This is a genomic window from Janthinobacterium sp. 67 (assembly GCF_002797895.1).
Lineage (GTDB): Bacteria > Pseudomonadota > Gammaproteobacteria > Burkholderiales > Burkholderiaceae_D > Janthinobacterium.
In genome coordinates, this window is record NZ_PGES01000001.1 from 3,416,096 (window position 1) to 3,435,771 (window position 19,676).

Here is a 19,676-nt window from a genome sequence, read left to right on the forward strand (position 1 = left end):
TGGTTGCACATCGAGCAAGCCCGACCGCACTCGCCATCCCCGCGCGATGCCCGTATACTTGCGCGATGTCATCTCCTCTCCTGTTCATCATTGCCTGCCTGATCTGGGGCTCCACCTTCTGGGCCATCACCTTGCAGCTGGGCGACGTCGCCCCCGCCGTTTCCGTGGTCTACCGCTTCGGCCTCGCGTCCGCCACCCTGTTCGCCTGGTGCGCCGTGCGCGGCGACCGCTTGCGCCTGCCCTGGCGCGCGCAAAAATGGATGCTGCTGCAGGGGCTGGCCTCGTTTGCCCTCAGCTATGTGTGTACTTACAGCTCGGAGCAATACCTGGTGTCGGCCCTCGTCAGCGTGCTGTTCGCGCTGATGGTGTTCTGGACGCCGTTGCTCAACCGTATCGCTTTCGGCACACCGATCACCTGGAGCACCTGCTGCGCGGCATTTGTCGCCATCTGCGGCATCGTGCTGCTGTTTTACCAGTCCATCGGCGCGGCGCTGCAAGATATCCTGGGCGGCGGCAATGGCCATTTTCTGCTGGGCTTTATCCTGGCGCTGGTGGCGACCATCTCGAGCACGGCAGGCAACGCCCTCGTCATGAAAGTGCGCGAACATTCCGGCAACGTGATGCTGACCATGGCCTGGACCATGCTGTGGGGCACCTTGATGGTGGCCGCCTGGGCCATCGCCACGGGCCAGGCCTGGCATTTGCCCACGCGCGCCAGTTACTGGCTGGGATTGGTGTACCTGGCCATCTTCGGCTCGGTGATCGCCTTCAGCGCGTATTTCACCTTAATCGCCCGCATCGGCACCCAAAAGACCGTGTATATCGGCGTCGTCACGCCCGTCATTTCCGTGCTGCTGTCGGTGCAGTTCGAACACTACCGGCCCGCCACCATCGAATGGGTGGGCATGGTGCTGTGCCTGTCGAGCGTGGCCTGGGCCCTGACGTCGGGCGCGCGCAAGACGGCTGCCGTCGCTTCCCTTTCCACCACTCCATCAGCAAAGGCAACATGAGCACCTCTTCCTCCCTCGCCATCCGTCCCGCGACCGCATCCGACGTGGCCGCCATCTTCGGCATGATCCACGAACTGGCCGTGTTTGAAAAACTCGAACACATGATGATCGCCAAGGAATCCATGCTGCACGACAGCCTGTTCGGCTCCCATCCCGCGTGCGAAGCGCTGGTCGGCGAGGAAAATGGCGAAGTCGTGACCTTCGCCCTGTTCTTCCATAATTTTTCCACCTTCCTGTGCCGCAAGGGACTGTACCTGGAAGACCTGTACGTGAAGCAATCGGTGCGCGGCAAGGGTTATGGCAAGCAGATGCTCGTGGCGCTGGCGCAACTGGCCGTCGAACGCGATTGCGGCCGCTTCGAATGGTCGGTGCTGGACTGGAATGAAAACGCGATCAACTTCTACAAGGGCATGGGCGCGGACGTGATGCCGGACTGGCGCATCTGCCGGGTCGCTGGCGATGCATTGACGCAATTGTCGGCAGGCACGCCAACATCGGCCTGATGGGGGAACTGTAAGCGCAAGTTCCAAAAAAAATCCCCGCGGGCTAGCGGCACCGCGGGGCAGAACCCATTGTCAAGTGGGAGGGGGAGAATGCAATCAACGGTTATCAATATAAACGCTGCCGCTTGCGATGGCGCAGACCTTTACATTTGCTTACCGGGCCTTACATTTGACTTAAATCCGCTAACCAAGTGTCACCCAGTGTCGCTCGGATGACACTGATTATTTCCGTGGTTCAATCAATGTGCCGTGCAAGCCGATATGTTGTTGCGCAACCCCACTGCCACCCTGCGATTTTCTATAGATTTGGTACACTGTCAGGCAGGCGATGCAGCCAGCAACCACGGCAAAAATGACCATGCGACGCTCCTTGAATATGCTTGAGGAAATCAGGGCCTGCGGCTGATGATGACACCAGGCGAGCAGGGAAAATTCAGTGTGGCATCTTCGGTCTTGGGGGCATTGTGCAATGTCAAACGCGCCAATTTGACGGGGTCATGGCATTTGATATGGCGCAAAGTGGCAGCATTCCGCTCACACAAAATGAACGCATCGTTACGCATCCGGGAGCCACATCATGAATGTCTCTGCCAAACCGCTCGTCATGAAAATCTACCGCGCCTACCTGCGCTCCCGCCTGGAGCGCTACACGCGCGACTTGCAAGCCATCGCGGAACAGCGCGAAAACGACTTCCAGGCCGAACGCATCCTGCACCAGGCCGTCGTCTCGGTGCGCTCGAAACTGCACTCGCTGTAACCGTGACGCCGTCAGTGCTGCCGGCCGGCAACGGCCCAGCGCTCCACCAGCTCGAACAAGCCCTGCGTCAGCAGGGCCAGCACGGCTGCGGGGATGGCGCCGGCCAGCAGCATGTCGTTGTCATTGAGCGCCAGGCCGATGGTGATGCGTTCGCCATAGCCGCCCGCGCCGATGAAGGCGGCGATGGTGGCCGTGCCCACGCTCATCACGGCAGCCGTTTTCACGCCCGCCAGCATGACGGGCAAGGCCAGCGGCAAGTCCACGTGCAGCAGGCGGTCGCGCTTGTTCAAGCCCAGCGCCAGCGCCGCCATGCGCAAGCCTTGCGGCACCTGCAAGATGCCCGTGCACGTGTTGCGCACGATGGGCAACAGCGCGTACACGAATAGGGCCACCAGCGCCGGCACCGTGCCGATCATGCCCAGCACGGGGATCAATATCGCCAGCAGGGCCAGCGAGGGCACCGTCTGCAGCACGCCGACGAAGGCCAGCACCGTTTGCCGCAGCGGCGCCGAAAACGCCGCCAGCACGCCCAAGGGAATACCGATCAGGCACGCCAGCGCCACCGACAGCAGCACCAGGGTCAGATGCTGGCGCGTCAGGGTCCACAGATCGTCGCCGATGATTTTATCGAGCAGCTTGCCGCGCGCGGTGGACGGTTTGTTCGCCTGCGTGCCGGAAGCCAGCCACTGGCGGGCCACGTCGGAAAAACGCTTGCCGTCGATTTCCACGGCCGCATTCATGGCGATCATGTCGCTCTCGCTGATGCGTCCTTGCAACCCCAGCAATGCCTGCCATGCCGCGGGGAAACGCTGCGGCACGTCGAGCCGGTACAACAGCATGGCGTCGTAGCGGGGAAAATACTGCTGCGTATCGGCCAGCACGCGCAAGCCGTACTGGCGTATCTTCGCATCTGTCGAATAAATGTCGATGACGTCCACCTGGCGCTGCGCCAGCGCTTCGTAGGCGATGCCGTGATCGAGCCCGCGCGGGCGCTGCGGCAAGCCATAGCGCGCGGCCAGTCCCGGCCAGCCATCGACCCGGCCGATGAATTCATGCGACAGGCCGAATGTCAGGGCCGGGTGCTGGGCCAGTTGCGCCAGGCTGGCGATCGATTTTTCATCATGGCGCACTGCCAGCGCATAGGTATTGTTAAAGCCCAGCGGCACGGCCACGCCCAGGCCCAGCGCCGCCAGCTCGCGCCGCATCTGTTCCAGGCCGATGGCCTTGTCGTGCTTGAGGATTTCGCTGCCGATGGTGCCCATGTATTCGGCATACACGTCAATGCTGCCCGCCTGCAGCGCGGCCAGCACGATGGCCGTGTTGCCCAGGCCCTGGCGGTGCTCCGCCTTGACGTGTGGCGCGGCGCTCTGCTGGAGGATTTCGCCAAGGATGTACGATTCCGTAAAGCGCTTCGAACCCACCTTCAGGGTGCCGCCATCCTGGGCATGTGCAGGGGCGGCGGCAAAAAACAGCAACAACAGCAGGTAAGACAAGGAGTAAACAACACGCACGCGGCGCTCCAGGGCGGATGATCAATCCGTCCAGCTTACCACCGGCGCGCGCCAGACACCGCCATGCACCACGCCCGCGCACGGGTTCAGGCCCAGCGCATACGCCAGGTCGGCGGGGCGCGCGATGCGCCACAGGGCGAAATCGGCGCGCTTGCCCACCACCAGGCTGCCCGTCCGATCCTGCAAGCCCAGCGCGCGCGCCGCGTGGCACGTAGCACCAGCCAGCGCTTCCTGCGGTGTCAAGCGCCACAGGGTGCACGCCATGTTCATCGCCAGCAGCAAGGACGTCATCGGTGACGTGCCCGGGTTGCAATCGGTGGACACGGCCATCGGCACGCCGGCCGCGCGCAATGCTGCCACCGGTGGCGGCTGCGTCTCACGCAAAAAGTAATACGCGCCGGGCAGCAGCACGGCCACCGTGCCATGTTGCGCCATGGCGGCGACACCCTCGTCCGACAGGAATTCCAGATGATCGGCCGACAAGCCATCGTAACGGGCCACCAGCGCCGCGCCGCCCTGGTCCGACAGCTGCTCCGCATGCAATTTGACGGACAGCCCCAGCGCCCGCGCCGCGTCAAACATGCGCTGCGTTTGCGCCGGCGTAAAACCGATGCGCTCGCAAAACGCGTCAACGGCGTCGACCAGTCCATCGCCCGCCAGCCGGGGCAGCATCTGCGCGCACAGCAGCTCGATATAAGAGTCGGCCTGGCCCGCATATTCGGGCGGCAGCGCGTGCGCGCCGAGGAAGGTGGTGCGCACAGTGACCGGCAGTTGTTGCCCTATCCTGCGCGCCACGCGCAGCATCTTCGCCTCGCTGTCCGCGTCCAGGCCATAGCCGGACTTGATTTCCAGGGTCGTCACGCCCTCGGCCAGCAGCGCCAGCACGCGGGGCAGGCTTTGCCGCAGCAATTCGTCGTCGCTGGCCGCGCGCGTGGCGCGCACGGTGGACATGATCCCGCCGCCGGCGCGGCTGATGTCTTCATAGCTGGCGCCATTCAGGCGCGCCTCGAATTCGTCGCTGCGGTTGCCCGCGTGGACGATGTGCGTATGGCAGTCGATCAGGCCGGGCGTGAGCCAGCAGCCCTGGCCATCAATCAGCACCGCGCCGCTGGCCGGCAGCTCGTCGCCGGGGCCGAACCACGCGATGCGGCCATCCTTGACGGCGATGGCCGCGTCCAGCAACTCGCCATAGCCGTGTTCCATCGTGGCCAGGTGAACGTTGTGGATGACCATATCCCAGTCTTGCATGTGTTTGCCCTCCTAGATGAACAGGTCGACGCGGAACACGGCCGTGCGCTGCAAGGCGTCGAGCCGCCAGTCCGGCGCATCGTCGGCGTCCAGCAGCAGCGCGTCATGGCGGGCCAGCGCAAACTGCTGTTCCCCGCCGCGCGCCAGCACGTGGCCTTCGCCGGCGACGAACAGCAGGGTCGCCGCGCTGCGCCGCGCCAGCTTGCACGGCGCCGTGATTTTCTCCAGCTGGTGGCGGCAGCGGTCGCGCCGCGTCATCACATTGAAATCCGTCGTCGTCCCCTTGACCTGTGCAACCACGGCCGCCTCGCCGGGGAACCACAGCATCGGTTGCGCCGCGCTCAAGGTCACCTTGCGCGCGCCGTCCAGCGTCAGTTGCACGCTGTCGCCATCGACCAGCATCAGGCTGCGGTCGATGCCGGGAAAGCTGGAAAACGGCCCGCTGGCCGTGATCGTCGCCAGGCTGATGCGCCAGTCGAAATCGTCGAAGCCGGCACCCGGGGGAGCAATCGCGATTTCCGTCGTGCTGCCGCCGCCGTTTTTCCACGGCGCGGCGCGCAGGTATTCCTGCGGGATGAAGGTCGCCATCAGAGTGCCCTCAGTTGCGCCAGGGTGCGCTTGTAGGCGCCGCCGATGGCGTCCTGCGCCACGTGGCGCCCGCCGCGTACCTGCCACTGGCCGCCGCACAGCACGTCGCGCACCAGGTTGTCGTTGCCGCAAAAGAGTACGCTGCCCAGCACATCGGCGATGGCCACGCCGCACAGGTTCACATGCGCGTCGTCGAGCACCAGCAAGTCGGCACGGCAGCCCGGCGCCAGGGCACCGAGCTTGCGCCCGGCCGCCTGCGCGCCGCCCCGCAAGGCCGTTTGCCACAGGTAGTCGCCCACATGGCGTTCATCTGGCGTGGCGGCCACATTGCGCTGCTGGCGCTGCAAGCGCTGGCCATATTCGAGCCAGCGCAATTCCTCCACCGGCGACTGCGACACGTGGCTGTCACTGCCCACGCCGAAGCGCCCGCCGGCGGCGATGAATTCGGCCAGCGGGAACAGGCCATCGCCCAGGTTCGCTTCCGTCGTCGGGCACAGGCCCGCCACAGCGCCGCTGGCGGCCATCAGCGCCACTTCGTCCGGCTGCACATGCGTGGCGTGCACGAGGCACCAGCGTGCGTCGACGTCGACCTGGTCGTACAGATACTGCACCGGGCGCCGGCCGCTATAGTCCAGGCACTGGCGCACCTCGCCCTGCTGCTCGGCGATGTGGATGTGGATGGGACGGTCCGCAGGCAGCGCTTGCACCACTGCGCGGATCTGCGCCACCTCGGCCGCACGCAGGGAATGTGGCGCAAAGCCCACCTCCACCTGGCCGCCGCGCTGCGGCGCCAGCGCTTCGACGATGCGCAGCACGTCATCCGCACCGGTGCGAAAGCGCGCCTGCTCGGGTTTGAGGGGCTGTGCGCCGAAACCCGCATGGCTGTACAGCACGGGCAGCATCGTCACGCCGATGCCGCTGAGGCGCGCCGCGGCCAGCACCCGTTCGGCCGTTTCGGCGGGACGCGCATATAGCGCGCCGGCCGCATCGCGCTGCAGGTAGTGAAATTCGCAGACAGCCGTGTAGCCATGGCGCAGGCATTCGGCAAACAGCTGCGCGGCGATGGTTTCCATCTGCTGCGGCGTGATGTGATGCGCGAAGCGGTACATCAGCTCGCGCCAGGTCCAGAAGCTGTCCAAACCATCACCGGCGACTTCCGTCATGCCGCCCAGCGCCCGCTGGAACGCATGCGAATGCAGGTTGACCATGCCGGGCAAGACATATTCGGCCACTTCCGCGCCAGGCGGCGCGGCGGCGTTGTCCGCCACCGCCGTCAGATCGCCGGCCGCGTCCCACTCCAGCAGCACGTCGCGGCGCCAGCCTTGCGGCAGCAGCGCGTGGCGCGCAAACAGGCAGCCGCTCAACGCGCCACCCATGCCACGGCCGCTTCCATCATCTGGCGCAGCAGCGGCTGCACCTGTGCCGCCAGGTCGGGCCGGTAGCCAAACGGCGCCGATTCGTCCATGTACAGGCATTGGCACATCTCCAGCTGGATCGCCTGCACGCGGCTTTCCGTCTGGCCGTAATGGCGCGTGATATGGCCGCCCTTGAAGCGGCCATTCAGCGCCACGGTAAAGTCATCCTGTGCGCGCGCAATGTCCACCACGGCGGACGTCAGGCCGCCATCGCAGCTGGCGCCATCGGCCGTGCCGAAGTTCAGGTCGGGCAGCTTGCCGTCAAAGAAGCGCGGCACGCGCGAGGCGATGGAATGGGCATCCCACAGCACCACGGCGCCATGCACGCGCAGCAGCCGGTCCAGTTCCGCGCGCAGCTGCGCGTGATACGGCGCCCAGTAGCGCTGCAGCCGATGCCGCATATCGGCCGCATCGGGCTCCTTGCCGGCCAGGTACAGCGGCTCGCGGTGGAAGGTATCGCTGGGCAGCAAGCCCGTCGTATCCTGGCCCGGATACAGATTCGTGTCCTCCTGCGGGCGATTCAAGTCGATGGTGTAGCGCGACCAGCGCGCCGACAGCACGGACGCATCCATCTCCTGCAAAAAGCCATACAGTTCGCGCAAATGCCAGTCCGTATCGGCCTTGACCAGGGCCTCGGGCGTCATGCGCGCGGCGATATCGTCCGGTATATCGGTGCCCACGTGGGGCATCGACACGAGCAGCGGGATGCTGCCTTCGTTGAAGCGGAAATCCATGCTTGTCTCCTTGCGCCCGCTCAGGCGTACAGCGGGGCGAACAAATTCTTGCACGTGCTGCTCAACTCGCCATGCAGCACCATCTGCTTGGCCGCTTCGATATCGGGCGCGAAGAAGCGGTCGGCGTCGAAGAACGGCACTTTCTGGCGCAATTGATGGTGCACGTGCTCGAGGTGCGGCGAGGTTTTCAGCGGACGGTGGAAATCGATGCCCTGCGCGGCGGCCAGCAGCTCGATGCCGACGATGACGGCCGTGTTGTGCGCCATGTCGTCCAGGCGGCGCCCGGCGAACGTGGCCATGCTCACGTGGTCTTCCTGGTTGGCGGAAGTGGGCAGGCTGTCGACGCTGGCGGGATGGGCGAGCGACTTGTTTTCCGACGCCAGCGCGGCAGCCGTCACGTGGGCGATCATGAAGCCGGAATTGACGCCGGGGTCGCGCACGAGGAAGGGCGGCAGGCCGGAAAGCGTGGCGTCGATCAGCAGCGCGATGCGGCGTTCGGCCAGCGCGCCGATTTCCGCGATCGCCAGCGCCAGCGTGTCGGCGGCAAAGGCCACCGGCTCGGCGTGGAAATTGCCGCCCGAGACGATTTCCGCCTGCCCGTTCGGACCATCCTGGAAGATCAGCGGATTGTCCGTGACGGCATTGGCTTCAATCAGCAGGGTGCGGCCGACGTTGCCGATCAAATCGAGGCAGGCGCCCATGACTTGCGGCTGGCAGCGCAGGCTGTACGGGTCCTGCACGCGCTCGTCGCCTTCCAGGTGCGAGGCGCGAATCGCGCTGTGCGCCACCAGTTGGCGGTACATCTGCGCGGCCAGGATTTGCCCCGGCTGCCCGCGCACGGCATGCACGCGCGCGTCGAAAGGAGCGTCGCTGCCCTTGGCCGCATCAAGCGACAGCGCACCCGTGACCATGGCCGCTTCCAGCAGGCGCTCGGCCATGAACAAACCATGCAGCGCCAGCGCGTTCGACACTTGCGTGCCGTTGATCAGCGCCAGGCCCTCTTTCGCCGCCAGCACGACGGGCGCGATGCCCGCCTGCGCCAGCGCGTCCTGCGCCGCCATCAATTCACCGTTGACGCGCACGTCGCCCACGCCCAGCATGGCCAGGGTCATGTGCGACAGCGGCGCCAGGTCGCCCGAAGCGCCGACGGAACCCTTGGCGGGAATGGCCGGCATGATGCCCGCGTTGTACAGCGCGATCAGGGTGTCGACGATCAGCGGGCGCACGCCGGAAAAGCCGCGCGCCAGGCTGCCGATCTTCATCAGCATGATCAGGCGCACGACGGCGTCCGACAGCAGTTCGCCCGTGCCGACGGAGTGCGACAGGATCAGGTTGCGCTGCAATTGCTCGAGCTTTTCATCGGGGATGCGCGTCTTGGCCAACAGGCCGAAACCCGTGTTGATGCCGTAGGCCGCATCGCCCTTGGCGACGATGGCTTGCACGGCGGCGGCCGACGCCTCGATGACGGAGTACGCTTCGGCGGCGAGGATCAGTTTCGCGGGCGCGGCCCACACGGCGCGCAGGTCGGCCAGGGTCATCGCGCCCGGTTTCAGGGTCCAACTTTTGGAGTGCTGTGTCATGTTTGCTTTCACTTCGTATTAAGCATCGGCAGGTTCAGATTGTTGCGCTTGGCGCAGGCGACCGCTGTTTCATAGCCCGCATCGGCATGGCGCATCACGCCCGAGCCGCTGTCGTTGACCAGCACTCTAGCCAGGCGTTTCGCCGCGCTTTCCGTGCCATCGGCCACGATGACCATGCCCGCATGCTGAGAATACCCCATTCCCACGCCGCCGCCATGGTGCAGCGAGACCCAGGTGGCGCCGCCGGCCGTGTTGAGCATGGCGTTGAGCAGCGGCCAGTCGGAGACGGCGTCCGTGCCATCCTTCATGCTTTCCGTCTCGCGGTTCGGGCTGGCGACGGAGCCCGTATCGAGGTGGTCGCGGCCGATGACGATGGGCGCCTTCAGCTCGCCCGTGCGCACCATCTCGTTGAAGGCCAGGCCGGCGATGTGGCGCTCGCCCAGTCCCAGCCAGCAGATGCGCGCCGGCAGGCCCTGGAAGGCGATGCGCTCGCGCGCCATGTCCAGCCAGTGGTGCACCTGCTTGTGGTGCGGGAACAGCTCCTTGATCTTCGCATCCGTTTTATAGATGTCTTCCGGGTCGCCCGACAGCGCCACCCAGCGGAACGGCCCGCGCCCTTCGCAAAATTGCGGGCGAATGTAGGCGGGCACGAAGCCGGGGAAGTCGAAGGCATTCTGCACGCCCTGGTCGAACGCCACCTGGCGGATATTGTTGCCGTAATCGACGGTGTGCACGCCCATGGCGTGGAAATCGAGCATGGCTTGCACGTGGGCGGCGCAGGAATCGGCGGCGGCCACCGTCAGGCGCGCGTGGCGCTGCGGATCCTGCTGCGCCGCCTTCCAGTCCGACACGCTCCAGCCGCGCGGCAGATAGCCGTTGACCAGGTCGTGCGCGGACGTCTGATCCGTCACCAGGTCGGGCACCATCCCGCCCGCTTTCGCGCGGCGCACCAGTTCCGGCAGCACTTCGGCCGCGTTGCCCAGGAGGCCAATGGAGATCGCTTCCTTGCGTTCGGTATGGTATTTGACCAGTTCCAGGGCTTCGTCCAGGCTGGCCGCCTGCTTGTCCAGATAGCGCGTGCGCAGACGGAAGTCGATGCTGCTTTGCTGGCATTCGATGTTCAGCGAGACGGCGCCCGCCATGGTGGCGGCCAGCGGCTGCGCGCCGCCCATGCCGCCCAGGCCCGCCGTCAAGATCCAGCGCCCGCCCCAGTCGCCGCCGAAATGCTGGCGGCCCGCTTCGGCGAAGGTTTCATACGTGCCCTGCACGATGCCCTGCGTGCCGATATAGATCCAGCTGCCGGCCGTCATCTGGCCGTACATGAACAGGCCTTGCCGATCGAGTTCGTTGAAGTGTTCCCAGTTCGCCCATTTCGGCACCAGGTTGGAGTTCGCGATCAGCACGCGCGGCGCGTCCGCATGGGTCTGGAACACGCCCACCGGCTTGCCGGACTGGATCAGCAAGGTCTGGTCGTCTTCCAGTTCGCGCAAGGAGGCGAGGATCTGGTCGAAGCAGGCCCAGTTGCGGGCGGCGCGGCCGATGCCGCCGTAGACGACCAGATGCTGCGGATTTTCCGCCACTTCCGGGTCCAGATTATTTTGCAACATGCGGTAGGCCGCCTCGGCCTGCCAACTCTTGCAAGCCATGACCGTGCCGCGCGGGGCGCGGATGGTACGGCTGGCATCAAAGCGTGGATCGGTGTCCATTGTGCTGTTCATGCTGTCTCCTCGTAGGGTGCGAGCGGACATGCGTGGCCCGCTCAGGTGCTCCCAGCATAGGTTGTCTATACAACCAAGTCAACAGATTTTCTTTAGGGTCAGACCCGGCGGGTCTGACCCCAGCCTTTATTTTTTCTCGTACACGCGCTTGCCCGCCACCCACGTCTGCAGCACCTGCGTCTTGCCGATGGCGGCTGGCGCCACGGTAAACAGGTCCTGGTCGACGACGATGAAGTCCGCCCATTTTCCCGCTTCCAGGGTGCCGATGACCTTTTCCTGGTGCGCCGCCCACGCCGCGTCGAGCGTGAAACAGCGCAGCGCTTCCGTCACCGTCATGGCTTGCTGCGGGTACCAGCCGCCGGCCGGGAAACCTTCGCTGTTTTGCCGCGTGACGGCCGCGTGAATGCCCTCGAACGGGTTCGGCGACTCGATGGGGAAGTCCGATCCGCAGGCGATGCGCGAACCCTGCTTGAGGAAGGTGCGCCACGCATACGCGCCCTTGATGCGCTCGTGGCCCACGCGCTGCTCCGCCATGTTCTGGTCGGACGTGGCGTGTGTCGGCTGCATCGACGGCACGATGCCCAGCGCCTTGAAACGGGGGATGTCGGACAACTGCACCACCTGCGCATGCTCCATGCGGTGGCGCAGGCCCACGCTGCGGTACTGCGCGATCAAGGCCTGGTAGCCGTCGAGGATTTGATGGTTGCCCGCGTCGCCGATGGCGTGCACGTTGACCTGGTAGCCGGCGCGCATGGCTTTTTCCATCTTCGCGCGCATGACGGCGTCCGGGTAGAACAGCAGGCCACGGGTAGAGGGATCGTCGCTGTACGGTGCCAGCAGGGCCGCGCCGCGGCTGCCCAGGGCGCCGTCGGACAGCAGTTTCACGGCGCGCAAGGCGTACATGTCGCGCGCATAGCTGGTCAAGGGGCCGTTTTTCGACAGCGCGTCGAAGTCTTCCGTCGTGTCGGCAATCATGCCGTACACGCGCACCGTCAGCTTGCCGTGATCCGCATAGTCGCGGAACAGCCGGTCCTGCATCTGGCCGATGCCCGCATCGTGCACGCTGGTCAAGCCCACCTGCGACAGCTGCGCCAGTGCGCCATCGAGGGCGGCGCGGTTTTCCACGTCGCCCGGCTTGGGCAGCACGGCATCCATCAAGTCCATGGCGCTGTCGACCAGCACGCCGGTGGCATTGCCATCCGCGTCGCGGACTATCTTGCCACCCGCCGGATCCGGCGTAGTGCGCGTGATGCCGGCCAGCGCCAGCGCGCGGCTATTGGCCCAGCCCGCGTGGCCGTCGACCCGGCGCAGCCAGACGGGTCGCGCGCTTTCCGCCGCATCGAGTTCCTGGGCCGTGGGAAAGCGCCCCAGCTTCCAGATTTCCTGGTTCCAGCCGCTGCCAATGATCCAGCTGCGTTCGGGATGTGCCTTGGCGAAGTCGCCCGCGGCCTGCACGGCGGCCGGCAGCGAGGACGAACCGTACAGCATCACGCCGCTGGCAATCGTGCCCAGGCCGAACACGTGGCCATGCGCGTCGATCAGGCCAGGCAGCACGGTTTTTCCCTGCACGTCGACGTGGGTCGCGCCCTTGGCCGCCTTGCGTTTCACCTGCGCGGCGCTGCCGACGGCGAGCAGCTTGCCCGCATCGTCAAAGGCCAGCGCCGTGAAGCACACCACCTTGCCGTTTGCATCGAGCGTGTAGCCGTTGGCATTGTCGACGACGGTATCGGCGCGGGCATGGCCCAAGGCGCCCAAGCAGGCGAGAACGAGCAGGGTGCGGCGCGGGATCGACATTTCCATCTCCAAGTCTTGAATGAAGAGACGAGTGTATAGAAATTGGCAAAATGGTCAATCAGGCAGCGTGAGGTTCCCTTACCATCAGCCAGTAATCGCAGCCCGTGACGGCTTCCCCATACCGCCCCGCCACCACGAAACCCAGGCGGGCATAGAACGGCAGACTGCGCTCGTTGTACGTCTCCAGGAAGCACGCGGCGCCCGCCGCATCGACGGCCGCCAGGCCAGGCGCCAGCACGGACGCGCCCAGCCCCCGGCCCTGTGCGGCGGGATCGATGCCGGCGATCGACAGATACCACGCGTCCTGCAGACCATGCGGCGCCAGCGCATGCTCCATATTCCCGACGATGGCCGTGAAATGCGCGTAGCCCTGCTCTCCCAGCAGCGTGCGCAACGCTGATTCGCGCTGCGCGTACGCGGCCTGGCGCAGGGCCGCCGGCGTGTCCGTCGTCCAGATAGCGGCGCCATTGCCCGCCCCATTGCACACCCCGTCAGCCAGGTCGACGCGGCCCGCCTGCTCCCCCTCGGCCAGCGCCAGCGCGAAGTACGCTTCCAGCATCGCCAGCCGCGCCGCGTCATCGTCGCCGCACGCCACCGTGACGGTGCGGTAAAACGGGTCGCCGATCAGGGCGGCGGCCAGGCTGCGGGCGGCGCGGGAGGTGTCGGCGGGAGATGGACTGGACATGGTTCTCTTTCTTTTCGTGGAAACGCCGGCATCTTAGCGCAAGCGCGCAGGCCTTGCGCCCAGTCAATACCGGCAAGGCTCCGCTGGCCTACGCTGGCGTTTTATCGCGGAGTCCCCATGGCCAGCCACCATGTCATCAGCACCACCGCATGCGACGTGTTCTTCAAGCTCGTGGCCCACCAGAAGAAAAGCCTGGGCGCGCGCTTCATGAGATCTACCTCGAAGCTATCTGCCTTATTTGTCGCCCTCCGGCATCACGACTACAGCTGGAACGTCATTTTTCTGCACGATTGTGAACGTCTTGAATGCTGGCCGGGACTGGATGATCGTGACGGACTTGTCCACTTTACCGACATATTTTCGAAATGACTCAACTGTAGCGTCACATCGTGATCCCACAATGATTTCCCTAAGAACAAACGTTTCACTAAACGGTAGATAAAAACTTCCATTGATAGGATCTGGTTCTTTCAACTCTCCAAGAAGCCGCCACTCTTCTTCGTAAGACCAACCTTTTGCCTTTGTAGTCGAAAGTCCCTTCATCATGTCAAACGTGACGCCGCCGTGCGGGTCGTTGGGGACCAAGATGTGAGTCGTCCGTTCTTCGGTGTATGTGATCTGAGTTGGCATGTCCTCATCCGTCACATCAAATCCCAAACATACGCCCTGATGATTCTGGGTATAGTGTGCCCACATAAGCGGGCTTTTCCAGTGTTCGACCATACATAGGAGGCCTACGTTTTTGATGTAGTGTTCGAGCACCTTTTTAAAAATGTATCGTCCATCACGCCCTTCAAACTTTATGCTTTTCAACTCGAAAGGATCGTTGAGATTATCGAATCGTGAAAACCGCATACGGCGTTCTGGCAAAATGTAGTCAACGGCGTTTTTAAGGGTAGTCATGTGGTAAAGGCGCATAAAACTCCATAGCAGCAACACCTGGCAAGGGTATTAGGCAAATCTACTTCGAGCTGCCTTTTAGTTTTCCATACATTACCCAGTTACCCACATAGAAGAGGAAAAACGATGTGAGCGGTAGTCCGAGTGCCAGCCGTAAGGCTAGATACGTATCTTCCAAACGGCTCGCCCGAATAGGAATTAGTCGGTCGATGGTTTCGCGTGAATCTCTCATGCTTCCGCATAGGATAGGTTTTTGAAAATCGGGTTCATTCGGATCGAGGCACTGACGGCCCATCTCAATCGAATTTTTCGCTTCGGACGCAATGTATTCTGAAAGCTTTTGATATTGGTAGTAGCTATATCCCGACCAAACGCCAAAGCCAACAAGTGATGTTAGAGCGATTGCTATAGCCAGCCGTTTAAGTCGTTGACGTATCATAATCTTCAGTTGGCTACAGGAATAACAGCGTGAAAAGTTTATCATTATTGCACGTGCGAAGAGTCTAAAGCGCGCCCAAGGGAAAACCACAATAGCGCGTGTGGATTTCCCCCATCACGATCAGACCACTGCTGGCCTTCAAGGCTTGGGCGGAGCCAATTAAATCGATTCTTCCCCCCGCCTCGCCGGCGCCCTGAACCACTCCTCCGGCGGCACCACCTGCGATTCTTTCGGGTCATCGATGTAATGCGGCGAGGTAATCTGCACGTCGAATTCGTTGAAGACGTCGATGATGTTCTGGTGCAGCCGGTTCAGCACTTCGGCGCGCTGGCGCGGGACTTCGGCGCTGGCGTAGGCGACGAGGCGGTATTGCACGTAGTAATCCTGCAAGGCCAGCTGCATGACGTAGGGTTTTGGCGAGGTGGACAGCTCCGGCGTGCGCGAGGCGGCCAGTTCCAGCATGGCGTGCACTTGCCGCCACGGCGTGGCGTAGCCGATGGTGACGGTGGAGTCGAGCACGAAGCCGCCGCCGGGCTGGGCGCGCGAATAGTTCTTTGTCGTTTGCGACATCACCCACGCGTTCGGCAAGGCGACCTCTTCACCCAGCCCCGTGCGCAGCCGCGTTTCGAACATGCCCACGTCGACCACGGTGCCCTCGCTGTCGCCCACGCGCACATATTCACCCTTGCGCAGAGCGCGCGTGTACATCAGGATCAGGCCGCTGGCGCCCTGGCCCACGATGCTCGACGCGCCGATCGACACCATCAGGCCCACCAGCACGGACAGGCCCTGGAAGGCGGCCGTGTGCGAGCCGGGCAGATACGGATACGCCATGGCCAGCGCGAACAGCCAGATCACCACGCTGGTGATGCGGCGCGTGGGCAGGGCCGTGTCCTTGTCCAGCCAGCCGATCTGCAATTCGCCGCTTTCCACGCGCTTGAACAGCGAGGCGGCCGTGGCGGCGATCAGGCGCGCGATGGCGAAGATCACGCACACCAGCACCAGCCCCGGCAAGGCGCCGATGATGGCGTGGAAGACGTCGGCCGCCACGTCGAACAGGTAGCCGCTCAGGCTTTCGCCCCAGGAGCGCGTGTACGGCAAGCGGCCCAGCACGAAGGCGGCCCACAGATAGGTGGCCATCAGGCGCAAGCCCCACAGCACGGCGCTCAGCAGCTGGTAGGCGAAGGCGATGTAGTGCTCGGCGTCGAGCACGCGCACGTTTTTCAGGCGCACGTCGCGCAGGCGCGAGGCCAGCAAGATGCCGCTGCGGCGCTTGGCCCAGCGGTAAAAGCGCGTCAGGCCCATCCATACCAGCCAGAACACGAGCGTGGCGACCGCGCACACGGCGGCGGCGATGGCCAGGTAGCGCCAGCTGCTTTGCTCACGATAGTCAAGGACGGCTTTGCGCAATTCCTCTGCCGCCGTTTTCGCCACGCTTTCCGTCGTGTCGCCGGCCAGCAGGTTGACGTCGCCAGGCACGACGACGAACAGCTGCACGCCATCGAGCAGCACTTGCGTGCCTTCGGAAATCGTGCGCGTGCTCGCCAGCAAGGGACCGTTTTTCGCCAGCACGCTTTCCAGGCGGCGCTGCGCCCCGATGGCCCGCTCGTCCGGCGGATAGCCGGCCAGCGCGGCGCGGAAGACGAATACCTTGCGGTTGGCGAACATCAGCGGCGCCGTCCTGGCCGCCGCAAGCTGCGACGGCGCCACGACGGCCCCGGCCTCCGCAACGAGCGCGGGCACGCCATCGTCCGCATGGGCTGCGGGCAGCAGAAAAATGGTCAACAGGCACAACAGGCGGAGCAACGCGGACATGGCAGAAATGAAAGAGTGACAAGAAGCACCCATCATGCCATGTAATCCTGGAAACTCAAGGATCACACGTACTGCTCAGCTCGCATCGTGGAAAATGATGCCCAGGGTATGGCGCACACCCGAGCGCAGGCGCGACACGCCGTGGCGCATGTTCACGCGGTAGCTGCCGCGCGTGCCATTCACGGGACGCAGCGCGACGGGAAAAAGGACGGCGTCGCCCTGCGCCAGCGGCACCACTTCGGCGCGCGACTGCATGCGCGGGCGTTGCTCCATCAGCACGAACTCGCCGCCCGTGAAATCATCTTGCGGGCGCGACAGCAGCACGGCCAGTTGCAGCGGAAACACGTGCTCGCCATACAGGTCCTGGTGCAGGCAGTTGTAATCGCCCTCGCGGTAGCGCAGCAGCAGGGGCGTGGGCCGGATTTGCCCGGCCGCATGGCAGCGCGCGAGGAAATCGGCGTGGCTGGACGGAAAGCGCGTCTCGATGCCCATGGCGGCGTGCCAGCGGTTGGCGATGGCCGCCAAGGGCGAATACAAGCCCGCGCGCAAGGCGGCCACCACGTCCGGCAGCGGATGCGCCCAATATTGGTACTCGCCCTGTCCGAAGCCGTGGCGCTGCATCACCACACGGCTGCGAAAGCGCGACGCATCGTCGTACTGGGCCGCCAGCGCCGCGCACTGCGCGGGATTGAGCAAGCCCGGCACGACGGCGCAGCCATGTGCATTCAGCTCATCCTCGATGCGCTGCCAATCGAGCGCCATCATCGCTCACCCTCGCGTTCCAGCAGCGCCTGCTTGCGCTCCACGCCCCAGCGGTAACCGGACAAGGCGCCATCGTTGCGCACCACCCGATGGCAGGGAATGGCGACGGCCAGCGCATTGGCGGCGCAGGCACCGGCCACGGCGCGCGCGCCTTGCGGGGCACCGATGCGGCGGGCCAGCTCGGCATAGCTGACCGTGCTGCCGGCGGGAATCTCGCGCAAGGCTTGCCACACGCGCTGCTGGAACACGGTGCCGCGCACGTCGAGCGGCAAGTCCAGGCCGATAGCTGGCGCCTCGACCAGGCCGACGACTTGCGCCACCGTCCGCTCGTAGTCAGGCTCGGCGCCACGCAGCTCGGCTTGCGGAAAGCGGTCCTGCAAGTCGCGCAGCAGCACTTCCGGATCGTCGTCGATGAGAATGGCGCAGATGCCCTTGTCCGTGCTGGCCACGAGGATGGCGCCCAGCGAACAGGCACCGATGGCGAAGCGGATCACGGCGCCGCTGCCGCCGGCGCGAAACGCGCCCGGCGTCATGCCCAGCAAGCCCGGCGTGGCCGCGTACAGGCGGCCGCTGGAATTGAAGCCGGCCGCATATAACGTTTCCGTGACGTTCGCTTCGCCCTGCAAGCCGGCTTTGAGGCGCTCGCCGCGCCGCGCCGCCGCGTACGCTTTGGGCGTGATGCCCGTGTGCGCCTTGAAGACGCGGTGGAAGTGAAAGCGGCTCATGCCGGCCGCCTGTGCCAGGCTGTCCAGGTCGGGCAGCTCGTCGCTGGCGTCGATCAGCCGGCAAATGTCGGCCACGATGGCCGCCTGGCGCTGGGCCAGCGGCGGCAGGTTCGGCTTGCAGCGCAAACAGGGGCGAAAGCCGGCCGCCTCCGCCTGCTCGCACGTAGCGTGGAAAGCGACGTTGCGGCGCAAGGCGGGACGCGCGGCGCAGGAAGGCCGGCAATACACGCCCGTCGTGCGCACCGAATAATAAAAGACGCCGTCGGCATCGGGCGCGCGCCGCTGCAGGGCATCCCAGCGTTCATCGTCAGTCAGGTAAGCGTGTTCCATGGCGAACTCCGTACAAATCAATAACAAGTCACCAGCATAGCCAGCAGCGGCGCACGCCACACTCCGGCGCTTGCTTTTGAATTCAAAAAAGCCTGGCGGCAGGCATCGTGCTCGGTGCTAAAATCGGCCATCGCGCCTCCACCCGGCGGCGCGCCCTGCCCGCGCCTCGGAGAAACCGCATTGGACGATCACAATACACAAGAAAATACGCCCATTTTCCAGCGCATCAAGGATTTTCTGCTGGCCGGCATCGCCGCCGGACGCTGGAAGGAAGGCGACGTGATTCCATCCGAGCAAGCACTGGTAAAACAATTCGGCGTCTCGCGCATGACGGTCAACCGCGCCGTGCGCGAACTGACGAGCGAACAGGTGCTGACCCGGCGCCAGGGTTCCGGCACCTATGTGGCGCAGCAAAAATACCAGGCAACCTTGTTGGAAATCAAGAGTATCGCCGATGAAGTGCGGGCGCGCGGCCATATCCACCGCAGCAGCTTGCAATTGCTGGAACGCACCAAGGCGTCCGACTTGCTGGCCAAGCAATTCGGCCTGCCGCCCGAGCACCCGCTGTTCCATTCGCTGATCGTGCATTTTGAAAACGGCGTGCCGATCCAGGTGGAAGACCGCTGGGTCAATCCCGAGTGCGCGCCCGACTACATGACGCAGGATTTTTCCAGCATCACGCCGAACGAATACCTGATGGCCGCCGCGCCCCTGCAAGGCGCCACCTACAGCATCGAGGCGCTGTCGGCGCCGCGCGACATCGCCGAAATGCTGGCCATCGACACCAAACAGGCGTGCCTGGTGCTGCGCCGCCAGACGCGCTCGGGCGGCAAGATCGCCTCGATCGCCACCATGTGGCACCCCGGACACCGCTATCAGTTCGCAGGAAGTTTTACTTGAGGTCAGACATCGCGATTCGTTAGCACGATTTCGCGCCGACTTTCTCTCGGATTCTCACCAAATCGCGAAAAAAACAGCCATTCCGGGGCAAAAAAAATCCCGTTTTGGCCGTTTCTGAACTTAACCACTGCGAGCAAATATTCGATGCTATAGTTGCCGCCAGAAAGCGCCGCAGGCGTTTATTTGAGCGCGCATCATGCCCTGTCAGCCCGGTTCCATCATGCCCCAGAAAGGGATGCATTTGTCGTATTGCAGCCACGCG

Annotated in this window: 17 protein-coding genes; 4 read left to right on the forward strand and 13 right to left on the reverse strand. The window is 64.4% G+C overall.

Annotated features, from left to right (window positions below):
* The first annotated feature begins 65 nt into the window (after positions 1-65).
* The 3 genes from CLU90_RS15330 (at position 66) to CLU90_RS15340 (ending at position 2,270) form a co-directional block, all read left to right on the forward strand.
* Entirely contained in the window at positions 66-1,010 is a 945-nt protein-coding gene (locus CLU90_RS15330; protein ID WP_100428318.1) for a DMT family transporter, read from the forward strand.
* Positions 1,007-1,513: a GNAT family N-acetyltransferase gene (locus tag CLU90_RS15335; RefSeq protein WP_100428319.1), complete on the forward strand. Its 507-nt coding sequence runs from the start codon at positions 1,007-1,009 to the stop codon at positions 1,511-1,513. The genes CLU90_RS15330 and CLU90_RS15335 overlap by 4 nt, the downstream gene beginning before the upstream one ends.
* 577 nt (positions 1,514-2,090) lie before the next feature.
* A complete protein-coding gene (locus CLU90_RS15340; protein WP_034746290.1) occupies positions 2,091-2,270 on the forward strand; it encodes a hypothetical protein in 180 nt (59 codons plus the stop codon).
* 11 nt (positions 2,271-2,281) lie between these two features.
* On the opposite strand, the gene CLU90_RS15345 is transcribed toward CLU90_RS15340, so the two are convergent.
* The 13 genes from CLU90_RS15345 to ada all read right to left on the reverse strand — a co-directional run bounded on the left by CLU90_RS15345 (position 2,282) and on the right by ada (position 18,514).
* Positions 2,282-3,781: a glycine betaine ABC transporter substrate-binding protein gene (locus tag CLU90_RS15345; protein WP_442906702.1), complete on the reverse strand. Its 1,500-nt coding sequence runs from the start codon at positions 3,779-3,781 to the stop codon at positions 2,282-2,284.
* A 21-nt stretch (positions 3,782-3,802) separates the two neighbouring features.
* Positions 3,803-5,029, reverse strand: a complete 1,227-nt coding sequence (gene hutI, locus CLU90_RS15350; protein WP_100428320.1) for an imidazolonepropionase — start codon at positions 5,027-5,029, stop codon at positions 3,803-3,805.
* 12 nt (positions 5,030-5,041) lie between these two features.
* Positions 5,042-5,617, reverse strand: coding sequence for a HutD/Ves family protein (locus CLU90_RS15355; protein ID WP_100428321.1), 576 nt, complete (start codon positions 5,615-5,617; stop codon positions 5,042-5,044).
* Positions 5,617-6,993: a formimidoylglutamate deiminase gene (locus tag CLU90_RS15360; protein WP_100428322.1), complete on the reverse strand. Its 1,377-nt coding sequence runs from the start codon at positions 6,991-6,993 to the stop codon at positions 5,617-5,619. The genes CLU90_RS15355 and CLU90_RS15360 overlap by 1 nt, the downstream gene beginning before the upstream one ends.
* A complete protein-coding gene (gene hutG / locus CLU90_RS15365) occupies positions 6,978-7,766 on the reverse strand; it encodes an N-formylglutamate deformylase (RefSeq protein WP_100428323.1) in 789 nt (262 codons plus the stop codon). Before hutG ends, CLU90_RS15360 begins: the two co-directional genes overlap by 16 nt.
* A gap of 20 nt (positions 7,767-7,786) precedes the next feature.
* Positions 7,787-9,346 (reverse strand): histidine ammonia-lyase, encoded by a 1,560-nt coding sequence (hutH, locus tag CLU90_RS15370; protein WP_092711721.1) that lies wholly within the window; start codon positions 9,344-9,346, stop codon positions 7,787-7,789.
* 8 nt (positions 9,347-9,354) lie between these two features.
* Complete coding sequence (hutU, locus tag CLU90_RS15375; RefSeq protein WP_100428324.1) at positions 9,355-11,064, reverse strand: urocanate hydratase; 1,710 nt, start codon at positions 11,062-11,064, stop codon at positions 9,355-9,357.
* 126 nt (positions 11,065-11,190) lie between these two features.
* A complete protein-coding gene (locus CLU90_RS15380) occupies positions 11,191-12,864 on the reverse strand; it encodes an amidohydrolase (protein WP_100428325.1) in 1,674 nt (557 codons plus the stop codon).
* Positions 12,865-12,916: 52 nt separating this feature from the next.
* Positions 12,917-13,543, reverse strand: coding sequence for a GNAT family N-acetyltransferase (locus tag CLU90_RS15385; RefSeq protein ID WP_092711727.1), 627 nt, complete (start codon positions 13,541-13,543; stop codon positions 12,917-12,919).
* A 234-nt stretch (positions 13,544-13,777) separates the two neighbouring features.
* A complete protein-coding gene (locus CLU90_RS15390; RefSeq protein WP_157808831.1) occupies positions 13,778-14,446 on the reverse strand; it encodes a DUF2971 domain-containing protein in 669 nt (222 codons plus the stop codon).
* Between the two features lie 595 nt (positions 14,447-15,041).
* Positions 15,042-16,697 (reverse strand): mechanosensitive ion channel family protein, encoded by a 1,656-nt coding sequence (locus CLU90_RS15395; RefSeq protein WP_100428327.1) that lies wholly within the window; start codon positions 16,695-16,697, stop codon positions 15,042-15,044.
* A gap of 75 nt (positions 16,698-16,772) precedes the next feature.
* The gene (locus CLU90_RS15400; protein ID WP_100428328.1) at positions 16,773-17,462 is read right to left on the reverse strand and encodes a 2OG-Fe(II) oxygenase; all 690 of its coding nucleotides are present in this window, start codon (positions 17,460-17,462) and stop codon (positions 16,773-16,775) included.
* On the reverse strand, positions 17,459-18,514 hold the full coding sequence (ada, locus tag CLU90_RS15405; protein WP_092711733.1) for a bifunctional DNA-binding transcriptional regulator/O6-methylguanine-DNA methyltransferase Ada: 1,056 nt from the start codon (positions 18,512-18,514) through the stop codon (positions 17,459-17,461). Before ada ends, CLU90_RS15400 begins: the two co-directional genes overlap by 4 nt.
* Positions 18,515-18,694: 180 nt before the next feature.
* Between ada and hutC the strand changes: the two genes are divergently transcribed.
* Positions 18,695-19,414 (forward strand): histidine utilization repressor, encoded by a 720-nt coding sequence (hutC, locus tag CLU90_RS15410; protein WP_046684347.1) that lies wholly within the window; start codon positions 18,695-18,697, stop codon positions 19,412-19,414.
* Positions 19,415-19,676 lie beyond the last annotated feature (262 nt).

What these genes read in the sequence shown, in the direction of transcription:
- CLU90_RS15330 (WP_100428318.1), top strand. Translation starts at nt 66, where the DNA reads ATGTCATCTCCTCTCCTGTTCATCATTGCCTGCCTGATCTGGGGCTCC.
- CLU90_RS15335 (WP_100428319.1), top strand. Translation starts at nt 1,007, where the DNA reads ATGAGCACCTCTTCCTCCCTCGCCATCCGTCCCGCGACCGCATCCGAC.
- CLU90_RS15340 (WP_034746290.1), top strand. Translation starts at nt 2,091, where the DNA reads ATGAATGTCTCTGCCAAACCGCTCGTCATGAAAATCTACCGCGCCTAC.
- hutI (WP_100428320.1), bottom strand. Translation starts at nt 5,029, where the DNA reads ATGCAAGACTGGGATATGGTCATCCACAACGTTCACCTGGCCACGATG.
- CLU90_RS15355 (WP_100428321.1), bottom strand. Translation starts at nt 5,617, where the DNA reads ATGGCGACCTTCATCCCGCAGGAATACCTGCGCGCCGCGCCGTGGAAA.
- CLU90_RS15360 (WP_100428322.1), bottom strand. Translation starts at nt 6,993, where the DNA reads ATGGGTGGCGCGTTGAGCGGCTGCCTGTTTGCGCGCCACGCGCTGCTG.
- hutG (WP_100428323.1), bottom strand. Translation starts at nt 7,766, where the DNA reads ATGGATTTCCGCTTCAACGAAGGCAGCATCCCGCTGCTCGTGTCGATG.
- hutH (WP_092711721.1), bottom strand. Translation starts at nt 9,346, where the DNA reads ATGACACAGCACTCCAAAAGTTGGACCCTGAAACCGGGCGCGATGACC.
- hutU (WP_100428324.1), bottom strand. Translation starts at nt 11,064, where the DNA reads ATGAACAGCACAATGGACACCGATCCACGCTTTGATGCCAGCCGTACC.
- CLU90_RS15380 (WP_100428325.1), bottom strand. Translation starts at nt 12,864, where the DNA reads ATGGAAATGTCGATCCCGCGCCGCACCCTGCTCGTTCTCGCCTGCTTG.
- CLU90_RS15385 (WP_092711727.1), bottom strand. Translation starts at nt 13,543, where the DNA reads ATGTCCAGTCCATCTCCCGCCGACACCTCCCGCGCCGCCCGCAGCCTG.
- CLU90_RS15390 (WP_157808831.1), bottom strand. Translation starts at nt 14,446, where the DNA reads ATGACTACCCTTAAAAACGCCGTTGACTACATTTTGCCAGAACGCCGT.
- CLU90_RS15395 (WP_100428327.1), bottom strand. Translation starts at nt 16,697, where the DNA reads ATGTCCGCGTTGCTCCGCCTGTTGTGCCTGTTGACCATTTTTCTGCTG.
- CLU90_RS15400 (WP_100428328.1), bottom strand. Translation starts at nt 17,462, where the DNA reads ATGATGGCGCTCGATTGGCAGCGCATCGAGGATGAGCTGAATGCACAT.
- ada (WP_092711733.1), bottom strand. Translation starts at nt 18,514, where the DNA reads ATGGAACACGCTTACCTGACTGACGATGAACGCTGGGATGCCCTGCAG.